Consider the following 21,288-nt stretch of genomic DNA (forward strand, 5'->3'; position numbering starts at 1 on the left):
TTCGCTGACTGCCGCACCGGGACCATGGGAATCATCCCGCCGCTGCGACCACGGAGCCGGCGTCGTCGTTTTCTGTGTCTGGAACGAATGACACGCTGCGCTGAATCATCTCGCACACAACTAGAGAACACTCTCACCTGACTGAGGAGGACTTCATGGCTTCGCAACCCGAAGCTCGACTACGGGACTGGTCGCCGGCTGATGCCTGGCGCGGCCTGAACAAACCCGTATTCATCCCCGCCGTGCTCATCATCGTCGCCGGCCTGATCTTCGCCACCATCTGGGGCGCGTCCAACGGTGCCGAGGCGTTCGAGACGCTGAACTCCACCATCGTGGAGACCGTCGGCTGGTGGTACGTGCTGATCGGCACCGGATTCGTCGTCTTCGCCCTCTGGGCCGGACTGTCCAAGGCAGGCAACATCCGCCTGGGCCGCGACGACGAGAAGCCTGAGTTCTCGCTCGGCTCCTGGTTCACCATGCTCTTCGCAGCAGGCATGGGCATCGGGCTCGTCTTCTGGGGCGTGGCAGAACCGCTGGGTCACTTCATCGCACCCCCGGAGGTCACCGGCACCACCGGTATGGATGCCAACGGTGACCCCATCTCCGCCACGGAGTCCGCCATGATGGGCGACGCGATGGGACAGTCGATGTTCCACTGGGGCCTGCACGCCTGGGCGATCTACGTCGTCATCGGTCTGGGCCTGGCCTACATGACCTTCCGGCGCGGACGTCCACTCTCCATCCGCTGGCTGTTGGAGCCGATCTTCGGCCGCAAGCTCATCGAATCCTGGGTGGGTCACATCATCGATGTGGTCGCCATCGTGGGCACCGTCTTCGGAATCGTCACCTCACTGGGCATCGGCACACAGCAGATCGCCGCCGGGCTGGGTTTCATGGGCTGGATCGAAGATCCCGCCAACACGGGCCTGCTCACGGCGATCGTGGTCGTCATCATGGCCATCGCGACCTTCTCGGTGATCTCCGGTGTGAACAAGGGCCTGAAGTGGCTCTCGAACTTCAACATGGTCATGGCCGCGATCCTGGCACTCTTCGTGCTGATCGCCGGCCCGACGCTGTTCCTGCTGCAGGCCTTCGTGGGCAACCTCGGCGAGTACGCCATGACCTTCGCCAACCTCATGTTCGAGTCCAGCGCGAGCTATGTCGGCGGCGACGAGGGCGGCTGGTCCGCAGACTGGACCATCTACTACTGGGGCTGGTGGATGAGCTGGTCCCCATTCGTGGGCATGTTCATCGCGCGGATCTCCCGCGGACGCACCATCCGCCAGTTCGTCATGGGCGTGCTGCTGGCACCGACCTTGGTCAGCATCCTGTGGTTCACCATCTTCGGATCCTCCGGCATCTGGTTCCAGATGACCGAGGGCGTCATGGTCGGCGAGGACGGCAGCGTCGACACCGTCGGAGCCACCTTCACGCTGCTCGAGCAGCTGCCCCTGGCGTCGATCACCGCAGTTGTCGCCATCCTGGTGATCGCGATCTTCTTCATCACCTCCGGAGACTCCGGCTCGCTGGTCACCGATGTGCTCGCCTTCGGCGGACGCACCGATACTCCCAAGCTGACCCGCGTGTTCTGGACGATCTTCATCGCGATCACCGCCATCGTGCTGCTGGCAGCCGGTGGCGGCGAGGCGGCAGACGCCTCGCTGCGCGTGCTGCAGGTGGCTGCCATCAGTGCGGCGGCTCCGCTGTCGATCGTCATGGTGCTGGCCGTCGTCGCGCAGGTCAAGATGTTCAACTACGAGACCGCGACGATGCCTCGCTATGTGCGCATCCGACCCACTGCCAGCAAGTCGGCCCTGGTCGACACAGCACGCAGCGCCGCCGGCGGCGGTGACTCCGCTCCCGGTGTGCACCGGAACCTGCGCTCGATCCTCAGCGGTCAGCGCAGCGCGCTGAAGGGCTTCCTGGGCGGCACCTCCGCCACTCTGGCAGGACTGGACAAGCCGAGCTCGAAGGAGTCGGCAATCTCCACACCGTTCGACTCCGATGACATGGTGTTCGCGATCCAGGACGTGCCAGCCCACTCCACCGTGGTCAATCCCGAGACGGGAACCATCGGTTGGGACGAGGACGTGGCGTTCCACGATCCGATTGCCGATGAGGTGTTCGAGACTCCGGAGTTCGCCGAGTCTGCCACCGGCCAGCAGTGGGAGTCTGAGCAGATCTACGACGAGGCCGTGGGCAACGCTGAGACCGACCCGAAGCCGAATACGACCGAAGAGAACACCCAGCGCTGATCCGCGGGTGTCGGTCGAGCGCCTCCACACCGGCGCTGGGCTGAGACAGAGCAGGGCCCCAGTTCGATCTGAACTGGGGCCCTGCTCTTTTCTGCGCCGCGCAGGATCTGCAGCTCGCACAGGATCGCCTCGGCCAGGCTCTGCGCCTCGGTCCGAGCTGCGCGGCAACGGGTCAGGAGGGGTTGAACTCTCCCGGGTTGGGCCCGGTCCGACCGTCGCGCTCGAGTCCGTCGATGGCGGCCAGCTCCTCCTCGGTGAGCTCGAAGCCGAAGACGTCGAAGTTCGACGCGATGCGCTCCGGAGTCACAGATTTCGGGAACAGGATCCGTCCGCGCTGCAGGTGCCAGCGGATGACCACCTGCGCAGGGGACACCTGGTGCGCCTGGGCCGCGGAGACCACGGGCTGATCCTCGAAGACCGCGCCCTGGGCCAGCGGGCTCCAGGCCTGAGTCTTGATGCCGTGGCGCTCGTTGGCCTCCTGGATCTCACGCTGCTGCAGCGCAGGGTGGATCTCCACCTGGTTGATCGCGGGGATCACGGTGCCCGCCTCGGCCACCCGCTCGAGGTGCTCGGGCAGGAAGTTCGACACACCGATGCTGCGGGTCAGCCCATCGGCCTGCAGCTCCTCCATCGCCTTCCAGGCATCCAGGTAGGCCTCGTCCGCCGGTGCGGGCCAATGGATCAGGTACAGATCCACGTAGTCCAGGCCCAGCTTCTCCAGCGAGGTGCGCAGCGCCTGCTTGGTGTTTCCGGCCTTGAAGTCGTTCACCCACACCTTGGTGGTGATGAAGAGCTCCTCGCGGGGGATCCCGGAGGCGGCGATGGCGCGTCCCACGCCCTCTTCGTTGCCGTAGACGGCGGCATTGTCGATATGCCGGTATCCGACCTTCAGCGCTTCAGCGACCACCTTCTCGGCGTCGTCGGCCGGGACCTGCCAGACCCCGAAGCCGAGCTGGGGGATCGCGGTTCCATCATTGAGTGTGATCGTGGGAACAGTAGCCATCGGCAACCTCTCTCATCCTGCGTCTGTGTCTGAGGGCAACCATGCCCTCGTGTTGTGTGAACCACGCAACAGTCAGGATCATTCCCAGCGGGAGCACCGTCCAGATGCCCCCTGAAGGACTCCCCTCACTGGTCAGCCGCTGAGCGCGGGCCTAAGCTGAGACCATAGGAGCACATCGTCCCCGGGGCTGTTCCCCCAGCGCAGATCAGAGGATTCATCATGGCCGCAGAGATCACCGCATCACGACGACGAGCCACCGGGCGCACCCTGCTGATCATCTCAGCGCTGGGCGCCGCGGGGTTCGCCGGCTGGTCGCTGGCTCAGCTCCAGCTCACCACCTCCGAGACGTTCCTCTCGGAGGCCTGGCACGCGTTCGGGCTGATCGTCTTCGCGGGGCTCTTCGCCCTCGTCGCCTGGCGCCCCCAGGCCTACCCCGGCCTGATGGAACTCACCATCGTGCACAGCATCGGGATGTTCGTGCTGGCGCTGACCAATCAGGATGCGGCCGGCGCGACGGCGACCATGATCCTGCATGGCCTGCTCGCCCTGGCCCTGCTCGTCGCCTATGTGGTCCTGGGCTGCATCAAGGCCTGGAGGCGTGCGCCCGCGGCACAGCGGCCTGCCTCAGCACCGGCATCCGCACCGGCGAAGCGACCCGAGGACGCGCGAGGTCCCGTGGCCTCCGGAAGCTCCCCGGCGAAGGGGCAGCAGGACCGAGGCAAGGCGGCGGAGAGCGGCCCCCGCGGATTGGACCGGGGCTCTGAGCCTACGGCGAAGCCGGGCGCTGCTCCCCAGGGGCGGACCGGTACCGCGGCGACCAGGCCGATGCCGCAGGAGTTCCCCGAGGATCACCCGCAGCGCTAGCCGCAGCGCTCATACCCCCAGGCGACGGCGCAGCTCAGGCGCGTGCCGGCGGGAGACCTCCACGCGGCTGCGCTGACGGTCGTTGAGCACCAGGACCAGCGCGCCGCGGAAGTCTGGCACCAGCTCCCGGACGTAGCGCAGATTGACCAGATATGAGCGGTGCACCCGGAAGAAGTGCCCCTGGAGTCGACGTTCGAGCTCATTGAGCGAGAAGGAGACCAGCACGCGATCGTCGGTGAGCTTCAGCGAGGCATAGCCGCGCGCCGCCACCGCGTAGACGATCGCCTCGCCGTCGACGAGCACGGTCCTGCCGTCCTTCTGCACCGGGATCCGCACCAGCTGCTGCGCCGTACGCATGGCCGGAGCAGCGGGGACCGTGGGCGCCGGGGCGGTCACGGGTGAGGAGGCGGCCTCGGCGCCGGCGAGCGCCCGCTGCACCGATCGCTGGAGCCGGTCGGCGGAGAACGGCTTGACCAGGTAGTCCGCGGCCGCCAGGTCGAAGGCCTCCACGGCATGATCCGGGTAGGCAGTGGTGAAGATGACCTGAGGTCGCCGCACCCCTTCGGGGGCGCTGGCACCGCGCAGCCGCTGTGCGACCTCAAGGCCGCTGAGCCCGGGCATGCGGATGTCGAGGAAGACCAGGTCATAGGCCAGGGAGTTCAGCAGCAGGAGCGCCTCTTCACCATTGGTGGCTTCTCCCACCACCTGGACGCCGCCGATCTCCTCGAGCAGGAACCGGAGTTCTTCGCGGGCAGGAGCCTCGTCGTCCACGATCAGAGCGCGTGGATGCATCCACTCAGTATAGGGGGAACATTCAGGATATTGTGATTGCGGTCACCGAAGTGGGATCTGCAGCTCCACCACGGTGCCGCCGGAGCGCGGGGTCGAGATCGAGAGGTCATAGCGGTCCCCGAACAGCGAGTTCAGCCGCTCTGTGATGTTCTGCAGACCGACGCCGGCGTGGTTCGGATCATCCGGCAGCGGCTCCCCTCCCCCGAGGCGACCGGCACCGTCGGCCATCTGCGCCAGCACCTCCGGGGCCATCCCCACGCCGTCGTCGCTGACCCGGATGCTCGTGGTGCGGGCCAGCGGATCCACTCTGGCGCGCAGATGCACGGTCCCACCGGCAGGCTTGCCCGCGATGCCATGCTTGACCGCGTTCTCCACCAGCGGCTGGATCATCAGCACCGGCACCCGGGTGGTGAGCACCTGGGGGTCGATGTCGTAGCGGACCTTGAGCCGATCCCCGAAGCGCGCCTGCTCCAGCGACACATAGGTGCGCACGAAGTAGTACTCCTGAGCAAACTCGGCGTAGTGCCCCTCCTGGCGCACCGCGTAGCGGAAGAACTCGGAGAGTCGCAGCAGCAGCTCGCGGGCCTCATCGGGCCGGGTGCGGGCCTTTGAGGCGATGGTGTTGAGGATGTTGAACAGGAAGTGCGGGTTGATCTGGGCGCGCAGCGCGTTGAGCCGCGCGTCGGTGGCCAGCTGCTTCTCGCGGTCGAGCTCGGCGAGCTCCAGGTGCAGCGAGAGCATGGAGGCCATGTCCTCGACCAGCTGACGCGGCGGGATCTCGGCCTCAGCCTGGTAGACCCCGAGGGTCCCGATCACCCGGGCACCTACGCGCAGCGGCACGATGACCGCCGAGGTGACCTCGCAGTCGGGCTTCCGACAGCCGACCCCGGCGCGGTCGCGGACCACCTGGGTCTTGCCCTTGGCGATGGTGCGCGGGGCCGCGGAGGTCTGCATCTGGGCCCCCTCGCGATGGTGATCGGCGCCAGGCCCCACATAGGCCAGGATCTGCTCGCGGTCGGTGATCGAGACCGCGTCACCGGAGAGCATCGGGCGCAGCAGCTCACAGGTCCGGCGGGCGGCCTCCGGGGTCAGCCCGGCGCGCAGCGGCATGGAGCGCCCCGCCGCGGCCAGGTTGCGCACCCCGCGGCTGACCTCGACCTCCCGGGGGGAGACCGGACGCTGACGACGCCGACCGGTGGCCCCACGCAGCGCCGAGGGATAGCCCAGCACCGCTGCGACCGTGAGCCCGAGTCCGAGTCCGAGGGTGGGCAGCATCGGCAGAGCCGGGTCCGCGAACACCTGGGTGCCGAGATAGACCAGCACCCAGATCAGCGTCACTCCGGCCGCCAGCATCGCGCTACCGCGCATCCATGCCTCCTCGGGTCAGTCGGGCCATACGCTCTGCGCGGCGGTCCGCGGCAGTTCCATGCATCCGCACCCAGTGTGCCTGCACCCCGTCGGGGGCCCTGGTGCGCAGCGAGACCAGCACCACCACCGCCACCGTAATCGGTGCGACCACCAGGGTCGGCGCGGCCAGCAGCTCCCGCAGCCAGTCGGTGGTGATCAGCCCGGCGGTCATGAACATCGACACCGAGAGCACCGCCCCGGTGAGCAGGCCGGCCAGGGACCCTGCCGCCGTCGTGCGGTGCCACCAGATCGCAAGCACCAGCACCGGGGTCAAGGCTGACCCGGCCACGGCGAAGGCCCAGGTCACCATGGTCGCGACCAGCGAGGGCATCGCCGGGACAAAGGCCTCGGGACGCAGCGCGATGGCCAGGCCCGCCGCGAGCGCGGCGCCCAGGAGTGTGGTGATCCGCCCGGCCCAGACCGCCTGGCGCTGCGTGGCGCGCGGGTTGATGTGGCGCTCGTAGACGTCGTGGCCCCAGGTCGCCGCCGAGGCCAGCAGCAGTCCGGCCACGGTGGACATCGCGGCGATCAGCGCGGCGGCTGCGATCAGCCCCAACCCGGTCTGCTCCCCGTAGATCCGGCCGAGCACCGGCAGCGCGTGCTCCGGGGTATGCAGCACCCCGTTCACGGTGAGCTCCTGGAGCCAGGGCCGGCCCGCCACGGCGTCGGGGATGATGTCCCGGGCGGCGGTGCCCAGCATGATCGCCATCGCGTAGAACGCGCCGATCAGCGCCAGCACCCAGACGGTGGTGGTGCGCGCGGCCTTTCCGGTCGGGGAGGTGAAGTATCGGTTCATCACATGCGGCAGCCCGGCGGTGCCGAGCCCCAGGGTGACCACCAGCGCCACCTGGCCCAGCGGCCCGTAGCGGGCCCCGGGCTCGCCGAAGAGCGCCGGCTCCCCCGGGTGCATGTGGTTGGTCTCCTCGGTCAGCGTCCACTCCTGCCCCTCGGCGCCGCCGAGCGTCGGGTTCGCGAGCGGGGCCTCACTCAGGCTCTGCACCGCCTCCCCATAGCGAAAGCCGTCCGCGGTGACCACCACGGCGAGCCAGACCAGGGCGGCGAAGAGCAGCAGAAACTGCACGGCCTGGTTCCAGGTGGTCCCGCGCATCCCACCGAAGGCGACGACGACGGCGACCACGGCCGTGGAGAGCAGCACCCCGGTCGCATAGGGCGAGAGTCCCAGCAGGCCCTGCCCGACCAGCAGCTCCCAGGTGATGCCGCCGCCCACCGACTGCGGCACCAGATAGCAGAGGATCACGAGCTGGACCACACCCACCGAGGCCAGCCGGACCGGGCCCGAGTCCATCCGGCGGCCGAGAAAGTCGGCCAGTGAGAACTCCCCGAAGCGGCGCAGCGGCGCGGCGACGAGCAGCAGCACCGGTACGAAGCCGGCGGCGAAGCCCACGGCGTACCAGGCCCCGTCCAGCCCCGAGACGTAGACGGCTGCGGCCACCCCGAGGAAGGAGGCGGCCGAGAGGTAGTCCCCGCAGATCGCCCAGGAATTGGTCATGACACCGACCCGCTGGCCCGCGAGATAGAAGTCCACTGTGGAGGGGCCCCGAGGCCGGCTGATGAAGGAGACCCCGAGCACGACGATCAGCACCGCGGCCAGGGTCACCACCGCCGTCGAGGTCATCGAGGATCCTCCGCGCCCTGCGTGGGGCCGGGCGAGCCCTCCTCGAGGGTCTGCTGGCCGCCCAGCATGCGCGACTCCACCGAGGCGCTGAGCCGGGCCGCAGCGATGCCGATGACGGCGAACGCCAGGTAGAGCCCTCCGGCCGCGGCGACGAAGCCCGGACTCAGCTCACCGAAGACCCGCGCCTCGGTCCACCACGGCAATGTCATGGTCAACACCGGGAACGCCGCCACCAGCACCAGGAAGACCAGGAAATAGGCCAGCGCCACCCCGCGCTGGGCGCGGAAGGCGGCGTCGACCTCGGCGGGGGTGTCACGGACCTCGGTGTCGGGAGGAAAGTCGAGCTCGGGCCCCGGAGCGGGGTGCGCAGGAGCGGGGCGAGCACGATCAGCGTGGACAGGGGCGGGGCGGACAGGGTCCGGCGTCGAGCCCGAGGGGGTGGGTGTCTCCGCCCCAGGCCCGGGTGCGCTCAGGCGGGGAGCCACGTCCGGTACATGTTCCAGGAGGACTTGAGCAGGACCACGGCGCCGCCGCCGGCGAGCACCAGGCCCATGCCGGGCAGCAGTCCGCCCCAGGCGCCGGAGCTGGCCGAGAACGCGAGGATGTTCCAGGCCTGCAGCAGCACGATCCCTGCGACGATCACACCCGCGACCCCGGCATGGGCGATCGCCAGCCTGCGGCGCGGCACGAAGGCGCCGGCGAAGGCCAGGAAGCCCACCGCGAGGGTGATCACCCCCGGGCCATCGGTGCCGCGCAGCGCGTAGACCTCGCCGGTGATCTGCTCCATGAAGGGCAGATAGACCCAGGGCAGGAAGGCCGAGACGATCAGCATGAGTCCGCCGAGGATCATCGCCTTGCTGCCGGGGTGGAACACGCCCCAGCCGGTGGCGCTGCCAGCCTTCAGCCGCGCGGTGATCCCGCCGTAGATCCCTTTGTCCGCTGTCGTGGTCATGCCGTCATCCTAAGTGTGATCGGCGCCACAGGCGAAGCCTGTGCCGGGAAATCTGCCCAGCGACGGTGTTCCGGCGCTGAGCGGCAGGCTCGGCCGGATGAGCGGTCACCGCGGCATGATTCCCCGTTCGGCGCGGGATTCATGCCGTTGGCAAACACAGATACACCGCTGAAGGTGTCTGGTCTTGTGATCTGGGCCACATTTTGGCTGGCTTGGAGCAGTGCCCGCGCATCCGCGTGGGCGAATCGCCCCGCATCACTCGCACTAGGAAGAAGGGAGCCTCCCATGTCCGATGTGGCACATGAGGGAACCTCCGGCGCTCCGCCAGAGGCGGAGGACACCAGTTGGCGCAAGCGCTATTGGAAGAAGAACCTCCGTCTGATGATCACGCTGCTGGTCATCTGGTTCACCGTCTCATTCGGCTTCGGCATCCTGCTGATCGAGCCGCTCAACAACATCGTCATCCTCGGCTTCCCCCTGGGCCTCTGGTTCGCTCAGCAGGGATCCATCTACGTCTTCGTGATCCTGATCCTGGTCTACGCCTTGTGGATGGACCGGATCGATGACGAGTTCGGCGTGGCCGAGCGCAACGAAGAAGGTGGCTACAAGTGAACGAGACCCAGTTCTGGACCTTCTTCTTCATCATCCTGACCTTCGGCATCTACATCATCATCGCGTGGCGCTCTCGGGTGAAGGAGACCAAGGAGTTCTACGTCGCCTCTCAGGGTGTGCCGACTCTCGCCAACGGCGCCGCGGTCGCGGCGGACTGGATGAGCGCCGCCAGCTTCATCGGCATGGCTGGCCTGATCGCGTTCCTGGGCTCCGACGGCTCGGTCTACCTGATGGGCTGGACCGGCGGCTACGTCCTGCTTGCACTGCTGCTGGCCCCCTACCTGCGCAAATGGGGCAAGTTCACGGTGCCCGAGTTTGTGGGCGACCGATACTCGGAGTCGGTGCGCATCGTCGCAGCGATCGCCGCGATCGTGGTCTCCTTCACCTACGTGGTCGGCCAGATGGCCGGCGGTGGCATCGTCTTCAGCCGGTTCCTGGGACTGAGCATCGAATGGGGCGTGGTGCTGGTCGCCGTCGTCATCTTCATCTACGCGGTCCTCGGCGGCATGAAGGGAATCACCTACACCCAGGTAGCGCAGTACACCGTGCTGATCATCGCCTACCTGATCCCGGCCTTCGCCGTGGCCTACCAGACCACGGGCATTCCGGTTCCGCAGATCTCCTACGGGCAGATCCTCGCGGAACTGGACTCGCTCAGCGTGGAGTTCGGGCTCAACGAGTTCACCGAGGCGTTCTCCGGCCGCGCCGGCGGTCAGATCGACGTCTTCCTGGTGACGCTCTCGCTGATGCTGGGCACCGCGGGTCTGCCGCATGTGATCATCCGGTTCTACACGACCAAGACGGTCCGCGGTGCTCGCTACTCGGCCTTCTGGGCACTGTTCTTCATCTCGCTGCTCTACCTCACGGCTCCTGCCGTGGGCGCCTTCACCAAGCTGAACCTGCTCCAGGGTGTGCAGGGCCAGGGGCCAGACAGTCTGCCCGACTGGATCAACACCTGGGCTCCGACGGGCCTGGTGACCGTGAACGACGATGCCGAGACGATTCAGACCGTCTCCAACCTGGCCACCTCCGGGGCTGACCTGATCGTCAACAACGACATCCTGGTCCTGGCGTCCCCGGAGATCGGCGGGCTCCCCGCTCCGATCGTGGGCCTGATGGCCGCCGGCGGCATGGCAGCCGCCATGTCCACCGCGGCGGGCCTGCTGCTGGTCATCTCCTCCGCGGCTTCCCACGACCTGTACTTCCGGGTCTTCAAGAAGACCGGAGCCTCGGAGAAGGAGCAGATGCTGGTCGGACGCCTCGCCATGGGCGTCGCGATCCTGTTCGCCATCTGGGCCGGCATCAACCCGCCGGCGTTCGTGGCCCAGGTGGTCGCGTTCGCCTTCGGCCTCGCCGCGGCCAGCTTCTTCCCGATCCTGATCCTCGGGATCTTCTGGAAGAAGGCCAACGGTCCGGGTGCCACTGCCGGCATGCTGACCGGTCTGGCGTTCACCGGAACCTACATGGTCTACACCCTGGAGGTCTTCGGCACCAGCGCCAACGAGCACATCTTCAACGTCTCGCCTGAGGGCATCGGCGCCGTGGGCGCCGCGGTCAACGCCATCGTGATGATCGTGGTCTCGAAGCTCACCGCACCACCGAGCGCCAAGGTCCAGGAGATGGTCGAGGACATCCGGTACCCGCAGACCCGAAAGGCGGCTGTGCGTTCCTGAACCGGGCTGCCACGGCAGTCCCCACGCTGAACCTGCGGCCCCGCTCCATGACTGGAGCGGGGCCGCAGGCCTGTCTGCTCAGTGCTCGCGCCAGGAGTGCTTCGGCGCGTAGCCCAGCTCCCGGCGGGCCTTCTCGATGGAGAGCAGCGTGTCATGGATGCCCAGATCCCCGCGCAGCTCGACCTCGGGGAAGACCTCGGCGACGAGTTCGGCGTTCGGCCGGGACATCACGGTGTCCGCCGCGGCGATGATGTAGCGCTGGAACCCTGGGCCGGCGACGGCGAGGGCGCGCTCGATCGCCTGGGCGCCGTCGCGGGCGTCGATGTAGCCCCAGAGGTTCCATTTGCGCAGCGTCGCGTCGGCGTCGAAGCCGGGGAACTCGGCGTAGTCCTCGGGGTTCATCACGTTGGAGAAGCGCAGCGCGGTGATGGCCAGCCGCGGGTTCCAGCGGACCAGCTCGATCGCCATCTGCTCCTCGAGATGCTTGACCAGCGAGTAGGTGGATTCGGGCCTGGCGGGGTACTGCTCGTCCACCGGGATGTACGGCGGCGGGGTGTCGAAGGGAAGCCCCAGCACCGTCTCTGAGGAGGCGTAGACGATGCGCTCGATCCCGAGCCGGGCCGCGGCCCAGAAGACGTTGAAGGTGGCGTTGATGTTGTTGTGGAAGGTGGCCGCGTCGGTGCGGATCCCGGGCGCCGGAACGGCCGCCAGGTGCACGACCGCCTCCACGCCGTCGTGCTGATCCCCGACTCCGCCGAGCGCATCAATGACCTGGCCGTAGTCGGTGAGGTCGAGCTTCACGAAGCCGGGGCCACGGGCGCCCTCGACGTCGAGGCCGATGACTTCGTGGCCGGCCGATCGGAGCTCCCGCACCACAACTGTGCCGAGCTTGCCGGTGGACCCGGTGACTGCGATTCTCATAGCGCCTCATTCTGGTGTGTCGTGGGTCTCATGCAATCCAGTGCCCACAGTAATCCACCGCAGCCGCTGATCAGGGCATGACGAAGGGTCCAGGTACAGGCCCGGTGCGGCCCGGTGGGGCTGGGGCGCGGATCAGCGAGGGTCGCAGATCAGCGAGGGTCACGCCCCAGGCCGAGCGCGTCGAACACCGCGGAGGGCTGGGTCAGGCACCAGCTGAAGACCGGGTCCGGGTAGATGATGCCCACCGCTTCGTCTCCCTCGAGCACCAGCAGCGGCTGCGCTCCGGAGACGCGGTAGCGGGCCAGCACCGCCTCGATCGGGTCCTCCGGGCCCAGCGGCTCGGGTGCGGCGCCCAGCAGTGCGGCGCACCGCTTCTTCTCCCACTGCTCGGGGTGCCTCCCGGACACCTCGCTCAGCGCGGCCTCGGTGATCAGCCCCAGCGGCTGGTGCGAGAGCCCCACGACCAGCACGGCCGCATCCATTCCACGCACCAAGGCTGCGGCATCGCGCAGCGGTGCGGTCACCGAGACGACCGACTCCACGCGCGACATGAGGTCCAGGACGCGCATGGTGCGGGAACCTTGTGCGGGAAGAGTGGTGTGTCCGCCAGAGAACCGGGCGGTCGGATCTGAAAAATGCTCCATAAGCAACCCTTGAATAGTGGATCAAGAGCCCGTTGCTTGAGCTGGTCAGAGCCTATACGCAAGCTCGGCCGTGGTAAAGACGAGCGATCACCACCGGGGTCATTTCACATACGGGGTGCCGTTGGCGGCAGGGGGCCGGACCCGCCCGACGAAGCCGGCCACCGCGAAGATCGTGATCACATAGGGCAGCATCAGCAGCGCCTCCGAGGGGACAGGGGTGCCGATGGTGGCCAGCGTGTTGCCCAGCGACGTGGAGAAGCCGAACAGCAGCGCCGCCAGCAGGGCCCCGATGGGGTGCCAGCGGCCCAGGATCATCGCGGCCAGGGCGATGAATCCCGCGCCAGCCGACATCTCCTTGCCGAAGGCGAGCCCCTGCCCGATGGTGAAGAACGCACCGCCGAGTCCGGCGATCGCCCCACCCAGGATCACGTTGTAGACCCGCATCCGATTGACCTTGATGCCCACGGTGTCCGCGGCCTTGGGGTGCTCGCCCACCGCACGGGTGCGCAGGCCCCAGCGCGAGCGGAACAGGAAGATGTTGAGCAGTCCCACGATGAGGTACATCAGGTAGACCAGGATGGTCTGGTTGAACAGCACCGGTCCGATGATCGGGATCTGCGAGAGTCCCGGGATCGGCAGTCGCGGCAGCTGCTGTCGGGCATTCCACAGCTCGGGGTTCTGGGTCAGTGCGGTGGAGAAGAGGTATCCGGTCAGCCCGATGATCAGCACGTTGAGCACCACGCCGACGATGATCTGGTTGACCTGGTACTTCACCGAGAAGAACACGAGCAGCGCCCCGACCAGCGCGCCGGCGATCGGCGCGAAGACCAGTCCCATATAGGCGCTGGTGAACACCGAGGCGGCGACGGCGGCCAGGAAGGCGCCGGCCAGCAGCTGGGCCTCGATCGCGATGTTGATCACGCCGGAGCGCTCCCCCACGAGCCCGCACATGGCCCCGAAGATCAGCGGCACCGAGAGCGCCAGCGCTCCGGTGAGCATGGTGACCAGCGGGATGACGGCACCTCGGTCGGCGCCGGCCCAGACCAGGAACGCGAGCACGAAGAGCACGCCGAAGAGCAGCGGCAGCCACAGGCGGGTCCGTATGCGACGTGACGCCTGCCAGATCGCGAGGCCGGCCAGCGCGACCAGGATCACCGCGAGGATCCAGCCGGCTGGACGGGACGGCAGCTCCACGAGTGGGATCTCGAAGAAGTCTCCACCCGAGGAGAGCCGGAAGTGGGTCCGCGCACCCGCCGGAATAGTCAGCACGAAGAGCACTGCGAGCGCGGCCAGCACTGCGTAGGTGATCGGGTACTTCCAGGAGATCGGGCGGACTCCGGTGGCAGTCTGCTTGAGCGGGTCGGCCTGGACGGCAGCGGTGCTCACGGTCTGTTCGCTCACTTGCCAGGCTCCTGTGTCGTGCTGTTCGGGGACTCGCTGCTCGAGGACTCGGCGCTCGGAGGTTCGGCGCTGGATGCCCCCGAGGTGGAGGCGGTCTGCAGCTCCGGCTGCCGGCTTGAGGATGTGCCGGCCGCAGCCTCGGTCTTGCGCCGTGCGCTGCGTCGGCGGATCCGGGGGCGCCCATCGGCGTGGGGCAGGAAGAAGATCGCCCGCACCAGCGGCGGGGCGGCGATCATCAGCACGATCACTGCCTGCAGGACCAGCACGATGTCGATCGGGGTGCCGGTCTGCGCCTGCATCAGCACGCCGCCGGCGCGCAGCCCGCCCAGCAGCAGGCCGGCCAGGAAGGTGCCCAGGGGCTTGGAGCGACCCAGCAGAGCCACGGTGATCGCATCGAAGCCCAGGGTGCCTGCGACACCGCCGGCGAGTCGATATTCGGTGCCCAGCACGTGGGCTGCGCCGCCGAGGCCGGCGAGGCCTCCGGCGATCACGAGCACCAGCGCGGTGGCCTTGGGCACGTTGATCCCCGCGGTGCGCGCCGCTTCGGGATTCTCCCCGATGGCGCGGAACTCGAAGCCCAGCGTGGAGCGTTCCAGCAGCCACCACACGCCGAGGGTGGCCAGGATCGCGATGAGGAAACCGGCGTGGAGCCGGAAGCCCGAGCCCAGCAGTGAGAAGAGCTGGGCTGATTCATCCACCGAGCTCGAAAGCGGCTGGTTGGAGCCGGTCTGCTTGTACCACTGCTGCTGCAGCAGATAGGCGAGCAGGTAGATGGCGATGTTGTTGAGCATGATCGTCACGATCACCTCGTTGGCCCCGGTGCGTGCCTTGAGCACACCGGCGATCCCGCCCCAGATCGCGCCGCCGAGGATGCCGCCGGCCAGCGCCAGCAGCACGTGCAGCCCCACGGGCAGCGACAGCGCGTAGCCGAGGAAACCTGCGGAGGTGGCACCCAGGATGATCTGGCCCTGCCCGCCGATGTTCAGCATGCCGGAGCGGAAGCCGATGGCGATGCCCAGCCCCGCGAGGATCAGCGGCACCGAGTAGACCATGGTCTCGGTCAACGGCCGGATCGAGCGAGCGGCCGAGGGGGCCTGCCAGTCGAAGACCGCGCCGCGGAACAGCGCGGAGTAGGCCTCGCGCAGCACCTGGAAGGCGGTCTCCAGGAATGCGGTGGGCTGGGCGAAGAAGTAGCTCAGGCTGGCCTGGACATCGCGGTTGGCCGCGAGGATCAGCACCGCGCCGACCACCAGGGCGACGACGACGGCCAGCACGGTGACCACCCAGGAGGTCTGGCCCAGCTCGCGCAGGGCACGCGAGAGTCGACCCTCAGCCTCGGCCCAGGGGCTCTGATGCTCGGGCTTCGGGGCAGGGGTCATCCCCTGCTGGGACCCTGATGCGCTCACTGGTTCTCCTCTGCTTCGGCCTGCTCATCGGCCTCGGCCAGCACGGTGTGGTGGGTGGCGGCCTGGGCCTGCGCCTCATCGGCAGGCACCCCGGCCATCATCAGGCCGAGCACGTCCCGGCTGGTGCTGGCCGGCACGATTCCTACAACCTTCCCGCGGTACATGACCGCGATCCGGTCGGCAAGGTTCAGCGCCTCGTCAAGCTCGGTGGAGACGATCAGGCACGGCGTGCCCTTGTCGCGCTCCTCGATGATCGTACGGTGCACGAACTCGATCGAGCCGACGTCGAGGCCTCGGGTGGGCTGGCTCGCCACGAAGAGCCGCAGGTCGCGGCTCATCTCACGGGCCAGCACGACCTTCTGCTGGTTGCCTCCGGAGAGGGTGGAGATCGGGTCGTCGACGGTGCCCATGCGCACGTCAAAACGTTCGGCCTGGGTCTGCGCGGCTTCGCGCATGACCGGCAGGCGCAGCGCCACGTTGCCGGGACCTCCGGCGTAGGGGGGACGGTCATACATGTCCAGCACATAGTTCTCGGTGATGGTGAACGCGCCGATGACGCCGTCGGTGCTGCGGTCCTCGGGCACGAAGCCCAGTCCCGCGGCCAGGCGCTGCTTGACGCTGAGCGGGGCGAGATCCTGGTCGTCGAGCAGGATGCTGCCCGCCACCGGGGTGCGGAGCCCGAGGATGGTCTGAGCCAGCTCGCTCTGGCCGTTGCCGTCGACCCCGGCGATCACCAGGATCTCGCCGCGCCGCATGGAGAGATCGACGTCGTCGACCACGACCTTGTCTGCACTGCTGAGCACGGTCAGCCCGCGCACCTCGAAGCTGACCTCGCCGGGATCAGCCGGCTCCTTGGCGGTGGTCAGGTTGACCTCACGGCCGACCATCAGCCCGGCCAGCTCGGTCTCGGTGGACTGTGGCGAGGTCTCCCCCACCACGGCGCCGCGCCGGATCACTGTGATCCGGTCTGCCACCGCGCGGACCTCGCGCAGCTTGTGGGTGATGAAGACGATGGATGTGCCGGAGTCGCGCAGCTGGCCCATGATGGTGATCAGCTCGTCGGTCTCCTGCGGAGTCAGCACCGCGGTGGGCTCATCGAGGATGAGCACCCTCGCGTCGCGGGAGAGCGCCTTGATGATCTCCACGCGCTGCTGGGCACCGACGGGGAGGTCCTCGATGCGCGCATCGGGGTCCACGTCGAAGCCGAAGCGCGCGGAGATCTCCAGCACCTTCGCCCGGGCCACGGCCATGTCCATGATTCCCGCCGCGCGGGTGGGCTCGTAGCCCAGCGCGACGGACTCGGTGACGGTGAACACCGGGATCAGCATGAAGTGCTGGTGCACCATCCCGATCCCGGCGGCCACTGCGTCACCGGGCCCGTTGAAGCTGACCTCCCGGTCATCCAACAGAATCTCACCCTCGTCAGGGCTGTAGAGCCCGTAGATGGTGTTCATCAGAGTGGACTTGCCGGCCCCGTTCTCGCCGAGCAGGGCGTGGATCTCGCCCGGTGCAACGGTGAGGGAGATCCGGTCGTTGGCAGTGAAGGAGCCGAAACGCTTAGTGACCCCTCTGAGCTCAAGCTTCATCGCTGCGGTGTCGCCAATCAGTTATTCGTCGTTCAGGAACGGGTCAGGACGGGGCGTTCTCGGAGTCGATGACGGTGTCGCCATCGATGATCTCCTGGCGCAGCTGCTCGATGGCGTCTGCGACCTCGGAGGGCACCTCGTCCTCGAAGTCGTGGAACGGCGCCAGGCCGACACCCTCGTTCTCCAGGGTGCCCACGTAGGACTCGCTGGTGAAGCCGTCCTGGACGCCCTCATCGATGGTGGCGTAGACCGACTGACCGATCTCCTTGAGCACCGAGGTCAGCACGATGTCGCCGTAGTCGGTGGACTCGTAGCCATCGGAGTCGACCCAGATCATCTTGGCCTCGGCCGCCTCCAGGGCGGGGCCTGCGCCGACGCCCGCGTTGCCTGCCACGGGCATGATGATGTCAGCGTCCTGGCTCAGCAGCTGTTCGGTGACCTCGCGGCCCTGGGTCTGGTCGCTGAAGTCACCGGAGAAGGACCCGGACTGGCCCTCCTTGTCCCAGCCGACCAGCTCGACGTCGCCGTCGTTGTCCGTGTTGTAGCGCTCCACACCGTCGGCGTAACCGTCCATGAAGACCGTCACCGAGGGGATCTGAATGCCGCCCCAGGTGCCGACGACGCCGGTCTCGCTCATCGCGGCGGCCACATAGCCGGCCAGGTAGGCGGCCTCACCGGTGTTGAAGACCAGCGGCTTGGCGTTCTCGAGCTCTTCGCCCTCTTCGAAGTTGAAGTAGGAGTCGATCAGCGCGAAATCGGTCTCCGGGTTCGCCTCAGCAGCCTCGCGCAGACCCTCCTCGAGCAGGAAGCCGACGCCGAAGACGACGTCGCAGTTCTGCTGGACCATGGTGTCCACGTTGGGGCCGTACTCGGACTCTGCGGTGGACTGCGCGTCGGCGGAGTCGACGCCGAGCTCCTCGATGGCCATCTCCAGGCCCTCGAAGGCGGACTGGTTGAAGGAACGGTCGTCCCAGCCTCCCTCATCGGAGACCAGGCAGGCCTTGTAGTCGACCTCTTCGGCGGCGGCGCCCTCGCCGTCCTCCTCGGGGGCCTCTCCACAGGAGGACAGGAGCAGTGCTGCGGCGGCCGTCGCGGCGATGGTGCCGCGGGTCTTGAAGGACCTCTTCATGGGGCTCTCCTCATGGTGCAAGAACGGCACCTCTACGGGTGCCGAGAAACGAGTGATGCAGGCAATAGTACGTCACATTTCCACCTCAAACATTGCCCGGATGTTTCCGCGATGTTCACCGGTCTGAGCAGGGAGAACCGCGCTCAGTCGAGCTGTCTGGCGGTGGTGTCGGGAGCCAGCCTGAGCATCAGCAGCACCGCCAGCACCACGCCGATCAAGCAGATCCCGAAGGCTCCGGCCAGACCGAAGGTCGGCTCCATCCAGGCGATGAAGAGCAGCGGGCCCAGTCCGGCGCCGATCCGCGAGATGGTCGAGGCCCAGCCGAAGCCGGATCCGCGCAGCTCCGTGGGGTAGAGCTCCGAGACGTAGGTATAGAGCACCGGGATCGCGATCTGAATCACCATGCCGAAGCCCAGCAGCAGGATCAGCACCGCCGTGGGCAGGTGCATGCTCAGTCCGAGAATCACCAGCATCGCGGTGGCCAGCGGCGCGGAGATCGCCAGCAGCACCCGGCGTCCGGTGATCTCGACCAGCACCGTGGAGATCACCACCCCGATGAGGCCGACGGCGGCCATTCCTGCCGTGCGGATGAATGCCTGGTCCTGTTCATACCCCGCCTCGATGAGCAGCGTGGGCATCCACTGGATCGCGATGTAGTAGACGGTCATGATGGCCAGGAAGAGCACCCAGGAGACGGTGGTGACTCGCCAGCCATGCGCCCAGACGAGCCTCAGCTGCTCCCCCACCGCACGGAAGCTCAGCTTCGCCGGGGCCTGGGTGGTCTGAAGGCTGTACGCCCGGACCGGAGCCCCGGTGCGGGCGACCATGGAGTCGATGACCTTGCGCGCCTCTTCCATCTGCCCCTGGCGCATCAGATACATCGGGGACTCAGGCACGAAGAGTCGCACCGCGAAGACCAGCAGCGCGGGCAGGATCATCGCCAGCAGGGGCAGTCGCCAATCACCCCAGGTGCCCACCAGCCAGGCCGAGACGAATCCGGCCAGGGCCGCCCCGATGGGCCACCAGCCGTCCATGGCGGTGAGCACCCGCCCGCGCTGTTTGGCCGGGGTGAACTCACCCACCAGGGCGTAGTCCACCGGGATGCAGCCGCCGAGGCCGACGCCGGCCAGGAAGCGGAAGAGCACGAACCATTCCAGGCTTCCGGTCATGGCACCGGCCACGGTGAACAGCGAGAAGATCAGCAGCGTCCAGGCGAACGCCTTCTTGCGTCCGATCCGGTCAGCGATCGTGCCCCACATGACCGCACCCACCGCCATGCCCATCAGGTTTGCGGTGCCGATCCATGCCGCATCCGAGGCGGTGAGGTTCCACTCCTCGGAGAGCAGCGGGATCAGGATGCCGTTGAGCGAGACGTCCCAGGCGTCGAACATGAAGCCGAGCCCGCCGATGAGGAAGATCCGGCCCTGGGTGTTCCATCGCCAGGGCAGGCCCTGGAGGACCGACTCACCGGTGGGCAGCGCCGTGGAGGAGCTCGCAGTGTTCTGATGCACGAAGAGAGTGTAAGCCCGCGGGAGCCGGAACTACTCCCAGATGACCTCCAGCTCCTCGGCGGTCATGTCCACCATGGGGCTCCCCAGCGTGCCCGGATCCCCGAAGTACAGCTCGTAGAGGCTGGTCACGCCGTCCTCTTCGGCTTCGTATTCCACATCGACGCGGCCGCTGAAGTACTCGGCGCCGACCAGGGTCGGGGTGCTGTAGCTGGGCTCCGGGGTCAGTCGCTGAAGCTCCTGGTCGGTCTCTGCCGGCAGTGACCGTGAAATGCTGCCTTCGATCACGGTGGCTCCCGAGGCGTCTTCGGGCATGTCCAGGCCGCAGCCGGCTTCCAGGTCCGTGGAGGCCACGCATTCCTCGACCTCGCTGAGGATCAGCTCGCGCCAGGTCTCGGTGGCCTCCTCGGTGAGTCCGACGTCGAGCGTGCTGGCACTGGCGTAGCTCTCGGTCACCTCGACCAGGCCGTCGCCGTCGATGGTGAAGTTCTCGTCGTCGATGGCGATCTCGTACATCAGCCCGAGGAAGACGGTGGCCTCGGAGCCGGAGACGGGCTCGCCGTTGACCGTGGTCTCCAGGTCACCCAGGTCTGGCTGCATCAGCGTCGCGGCGCCGTCGATCTCCCAGGCGTCGGTGTCGTTGTTCTGGTAGGTGTAGATCCGCTTGGTCACACCGGTGTCCCCGAGGGAGTAGCTGACCTGGACCTGGTGGGAGAACGAGAGGTCTTCGGTCATCTCCTCCTCGGTGACCTCGACCTCGGTGATCGGCGCCAGCTCCAGCGAGGCCGCGAGCACCTCCTCGGTGAGGTAGGTCGTGTCTCCGGCGTCGTAGACCAGTGAACGTGCGGCTTCCGCGTCGCCCTCGGCGAGCGCGGTGAAGTAGGACTCGACCGCTGAGAAGGGGGTCTCGGCATCGGCCTCGACGCTCCCGGAGTCTCCCGACTCATCGGCGGCCTCGGTGTCACTGGCCGCCTCGGCGTCGCCGGTCTGATCCTCGGCCTCGGCGGACCCGCCGCCGGTGAGCATCATGACCAGGGCGATGATTACGCCCACCACGACGACGCCGGACGCGATGAGCGCGATCAGCAGGCCCTTGCCGGGACCCTTGCCTCCACCGCTGGGCCCACCCGGACCCTGCGGGTACATCGGGCCCCCGGGACCCTCGGGGTAGCTGGGCCCACCGGGACCGTGCGGGCCCTGAGGGTATCCGGGGCCGCCGGGAGACTGCGGGTAAGCCGATTCGCCGTAACCACCCTCGCCGTAGCTCGGCTGGCCCTGCTGGCCCTGCTGGCCATAACCCTGGCCGTACCCGGGCTGGCCGTGCTGGCCATAGCCCTGCTCGAATCCGGGCTGGCCCTGCTGGCCGTACCCGTGCTGGCCGGGTCCCGCCTGGCCGTCGGCCGGATGGTCTCCGCCTGGCGGCGTGAAGCGATCCCGCTCTGGTTCCCGGCCAGAGTTCGGCTGCTGATCTGTCATGGTGCGCCCCTTGATGGTGCCAG

The 21,288-nt window shown here is 67.8% G+C and carries 18 protein-coding genes; 4 read left to right on the plus strand and 14 right to left on the minus strand.

The window, feature by feature from the left end; genetic code table 11:
• Nucleotides 1-155: 155 nt before the first annotated feature.
• A complete protein-coding gene (locus I2487_RS07015) occupies nucleotides 156-2,255 on the plus strand; it encodes a BCCT family transporter (RefSeq protein ID WP_207171324.1) in 2,100 nt (699 codons plus the stop codon).
• A gap of 172 nt (nucleotides 2,256-2,427) precedes the next feature.
• Here I2487_RS07015 and I2487_RS07020 read toward each other — a convergent pair whose 3' ends face one another.
• Nucleotides 2,428-3,258 (minus strand): aldo/keto reductase, encoded by an 831-nt coding sequence (locus tag I2487_RS07020; protein ID WP_207171323.1) that lies wholly within the window; start codon nucleotides 3,256-3,258, stop codon nucleotides 2,428-2,430.
• 219 nt (nucleotides 3,259-3,477) lie between these two features.
• Here I2487_RS07020 and I2487_RS07025 point away from each other — a divergent pair, with 219 nt between their 5' ends.
• The gene (locus I2487_RS07025) at nucleotides 3,478-4,122 is read left to right on the plus strand and encodes a hypothetical protein (protein ID WP_207171322.1); all 645 of its coding nucleotides are present in this window, start codon (nucleotides 3,478-3,480) and stop codon (nucleotides 4,120-4,122) included.
• 9 nt (nucleotides 4,123-4,131) lie between these two features.
• Here I2487_RS07025 and I2487_RS07030 read toward each other — a convergent pair whose 3' ends face one another.
• The 5 genes from I2487_RS07030 to I2487_RS07050 are packed head-to-tail and all read right to left on the minus strand — an operon-like array spanning nucleotide 4,132 to nucleotide 8,909.
• Complete coding sequence (locus I2487_RS07030; RefSeq protein ID WP_207171321.1) at nucleotides 4,132-4,914, minus strand: LytR/AlgR family response regulator transcription factor; 783 nt, start codon at nucleotides 4,912-4,914, stop codon at nucleotides 4,132-4,134.
• Nucleotides 4,915-4,956: 42 nt separating this feature from the next.
• The gene (locus I2487_RS07035; protein ID WP_207171320.1) at nucleotides 4,957-6,282 is read right to left on the minus strand and encodes a histidine kinase; all 1,326 of its coding nucleotides are present in this window, start codon (nucleotides 6,280-6,282) and stop codon (nucleotides 4,957-4,959) included.
• A complete protein-coding gene (locus tag I2487_RS07040) occupies nucleotides 6,272-7,957 on the minus strand; it encodes a sodium/solute symporter (protein ID WP_207171319.1) in 1,686 nt (561 codons plus the stop codon). Before I2487_RS07040 ends, I2487_RS07035 begins: the two co-directional genes overlap by 11 nt.
• Nucleotides 7,954-8,442: a hypothetical protein gene (locus I2487_RS07045; protein WP_207171318.1), complete on the minus strand. Its 489-nt coding sequence runs from the start codon at nucleotides 8,440-8,442 to the stop codon at nucleotides 7,954-7,956. Before I2487_RS07045 ends, I2487_RS07040 begins: the two co-directional genes overlap by 4 nt.
• Nucleotides 8,427-8,909, minus strand: a complete 483-nt coding sequence (locus I2487_RS07050) for a hypothetical protein (RefSeq protein WP_207171317.1) — start codon at nucleotides 8,907-8,909, stop codon at nucleotides 8,427-8,429. Before I2487_RS07050 ends, I2487_RS07045 begins: the two co-directional genes overlap by 16 nt.
• Before the next feature lie 285 nt (nucleotides 8,910-9,194).
• Here I2487_RS07050 and I2487_RS07055 point away from each other — a divergent pair, with 285 nt between their 5' ends.
• Together I2487_RS07055 and I2487_RS07060 are read left to right on the plus strand one after the other, a co-directional pair.
• On the plus strand, nucleotides 9,195-9,521 hold the full coding sequence (locus tag I2487_RS07055) for a DUF4212 domain-containing protein (protein WP_207171316.1): 327 nt from the start codon (nucleotides 9,195-9,197) through the stop codon (nucleotides 9,519-9,521).
• On the plus strand, nucleotides 9,518-11,194 hold the full coding sequence (locus I2487_RS07060; RefSeq protein WP_207171315.1) for a VC_2705 family sodium/solute symporter: 1,677 nt from the start codon (nucleotides 9,518-9,520) through the stop codon (nucleotides 11,192-11,194). Before I2487_RS07055 ends, I2487_RS07060 begins: the two co-directional genes overlap by 4 nt.
• Before the next feature lie 78 nt (nucleotides 11,195-11,272).
• On the opposite strand, the gene I2487_RS07065 is transcribed toward I2487_RS07060, so the two are convergent.
• The 8 genes from I2487_RS07065 to I2487_RS07100 form a co-directional block, all read right to left on the minus strand.
• Nucleotides 11,273-12,115 carry an NAD-dependent epimerase/dehydratase family protein gene (locus I2487_RS07065; RefSeq protein ID WP_207171314.1) on the minus strand — a complete coding sequence of 281 codons (843 nt, stop codon included), beginning with the start codon at nucleotides 12,113-12,115 and terminating at the stop codon, nucleotides 11,273-11,275.
• A gap of 149 nt (nucleotides 12,116-12,264) precedes the next feature.
• Nucleotides 12,265-12,684, minus strand: coding sequence for a CBS domain-containing protein (locus I2487_RS07070; protein WP_207171313.1), 420 nt, complete (start codon nucleotides 12,682-12,684; stop codon nucleotides 12,265-12,267).
• A gap of 174 nt (nucleotides 12,685-12,858) precedes the next feature.
• Entirely contained in the window at nucleotides 12,859-14,160 is a 1,302-nt protein-coding gene (locus tag I2487_RS07075; RefSeq protein ID WP_518523704.1) for an ABC transporter permease, read from the minus strand.
• Nucleotides 14,157-15,539: an ABC transporter permease gene (locus I2487_RS07080; protein WP_207171529.1), complete on the minus strand. Its 1,383-nt coding sequence runs from the start codon at nucleotides 15,537-15,539 to the stop codon at nucleotides 14,157-14,159. Before I2487_RS07080 ends, I2487_RS07075 begins: the two co-directional genes overlap by 4 nt.
• Nucleotides 15,540-15,562: 23 nt before the next feature.
• Complete coding sequence (locus I2487_RS07085; RefSeq protein ID WP_207171312.1) at nucleotides 15,563-17,152, minus strand: ABC transporter ATP-binding protein; 1,590 nt, start codon at nucleotides 17,150-17,152, stop codon at nucleotides 15,563-15,565.
• Nucleotides 17,153-17,195: 43 nt separating this feature from the next.
• Nucleotides 17,196-18,281 (minus strand): BMP family lipoprotein, encoded by a 1,086-nt coding sequence (locus I2487_RS07090; protein WP_207171311.1) that lies wholly within the window; start codon nucleotides 18,279-18,281, stop codon nucleotides 17,196-17,198.
• 143 nt (nucleotides 18,282-18,424) lie between these two features.
• The gene (locus I2487_RS07095) at nucleotides 18,425-19,792 is read right to left on the minus strand and encodes an MFS transporter (protein WP_345941354.1); all 1,368 of its coding nucleotides are present in this window, start codon (nucleotides 19,790-19,792) and stop codon (nucleotides 18,425-18,427) included.
• A 30-nt stretch (nucleotides 19,793-19,822) separates the two neighbouring features.
• On the minus strand, nucleotides 19,823-21,265 hold the full coding sequence (locus I2487_RS07100; protein ID WP_207171310.1) for a hypothetical protein: 1,443 nt from the start codon (nucleotides 21,263-21,265) through the stop codon (nucleotides 19,823-19,825).
• Nucleotides 21,266-21,288 lie beyond the last annotated feature (23 nt).

Origin of the sequence: Nesterenkonia sp. E16_10, assembly GCF_017347085.1 — a bacterium.
In the GTDB taxonomy this organism is placed as follows: Bacteria; Actinomycetota; Actinomycetes; order Actinomycetales; family Micrococcaceae; genus Nesterenkonia.

What these genes read in the sequence shown, in the direction of transcription:
- I2487_RS07015 (WP_207171324.1), top strand. Translation starts at nt 156, where the DNA reads ATGGCTTCGCAACCCGAAGCTCGACTACGGGACTGGTCGCCGGCTGAT.
- I2487_RS07020 (WP_207171323.1), bottom strand. Translation starts at nt 3,258, where the DNA reads ATGGCTACTGTTCCCACGATCACACTCAATGATGGAACCGCGATCCCC.
- I2487_RS07025 (WP_207171322.1), top strand. Translation starts at nt 3,478, where the DNA reads ATGGCCGCAGAGATCACCGCATCACGACGACGAGCCACCGGGCGCACC.
- I2487_RS07030 (WP_207171321.1), bottom strand. Translation starts at nt 4,914, where the DNA reads ATGCATCCACGCGCTCTGATCGTGGACGACGAGGCTCCTGCCCGCGAA.
- I2487_RS07035 (WP_207171320.1), bottom strand. Translation starts at nt 6,282, where the DNA reads ATGCGCGGTAGCGCGATGCTGGCGGCCGGAGTGACGCTGATCTGGGTG.
- I2487_RS07040 (WP_207171319.1), bottom strand. Translation starts at nt 7,957, where the DNA reads ATGACCTCGACGGCGGTGGTGACCCTGGCCGCGGTGCTGATCGTCGTG.
- I2487_RS07050 (WP_207171317.1), bottom strand. Translation starts at nt 8,909, where the DNA reads ATGACCACGACAGCGGACAAAGGGATCTACGGCGGGATCACCGCGCGG.
- I2487_RS07055 (WP_207171316.1), top strand. Translation starts at nt 9,195, where the DNA reads ATGTCCGATGTGGCACATGAGGGAACCTCCGGCGCTCCGCCAGAGGCG.
- I2487_RS07065 (WP_207171314.1), bottom strand. Translation starts at nt 12,115, where the DNA reads ATGAGAATCGCAGTCACCGGGTCCACCGGCAAGCTCGGCACAGTTGTG.
- I2487_RS07070 (WP_207171313.1), bottom strand. Translation starts at nt 12,684, where the DNA reads ATGCGCGTCCTGGACCTCATGTCGCGCGTGGAGTCGGTCGTCTCGGTG.
- I2487_RS07080 (WP_207171529.1), bottom strand. Translation starts at nt 15,539, where the DNA reads ATGACCCCTGCCCCGAAGCCCGAGCATCAGAGCCCCTGGGCCGAGGCT.
- I2487_RS07085 (WP_207171312.1), bottom strand. Translation starts at nt 17,152, where the DNA reads ATGAAGCTTGAGCTCAGAGGGGTCACTAAGCGTTTCGGCTCCTTCACT.
- I2487_RS07090 (WP_207171311.1), bottom strand. Translation starts at nt 18,281, where the DNA reads ATGAAGAGGTCCTTCAAGACCCGCGGCACCATCGCCGCGACGGCCGCC.
- I2487_RS07100 (WP_207171310.1), bottom strand. Translation starts at nt 21,265, where the DNA reads ATGACAGATCAGCAGCCGAACTCTGGCCGGGAACCAGAGCGGGATCGC.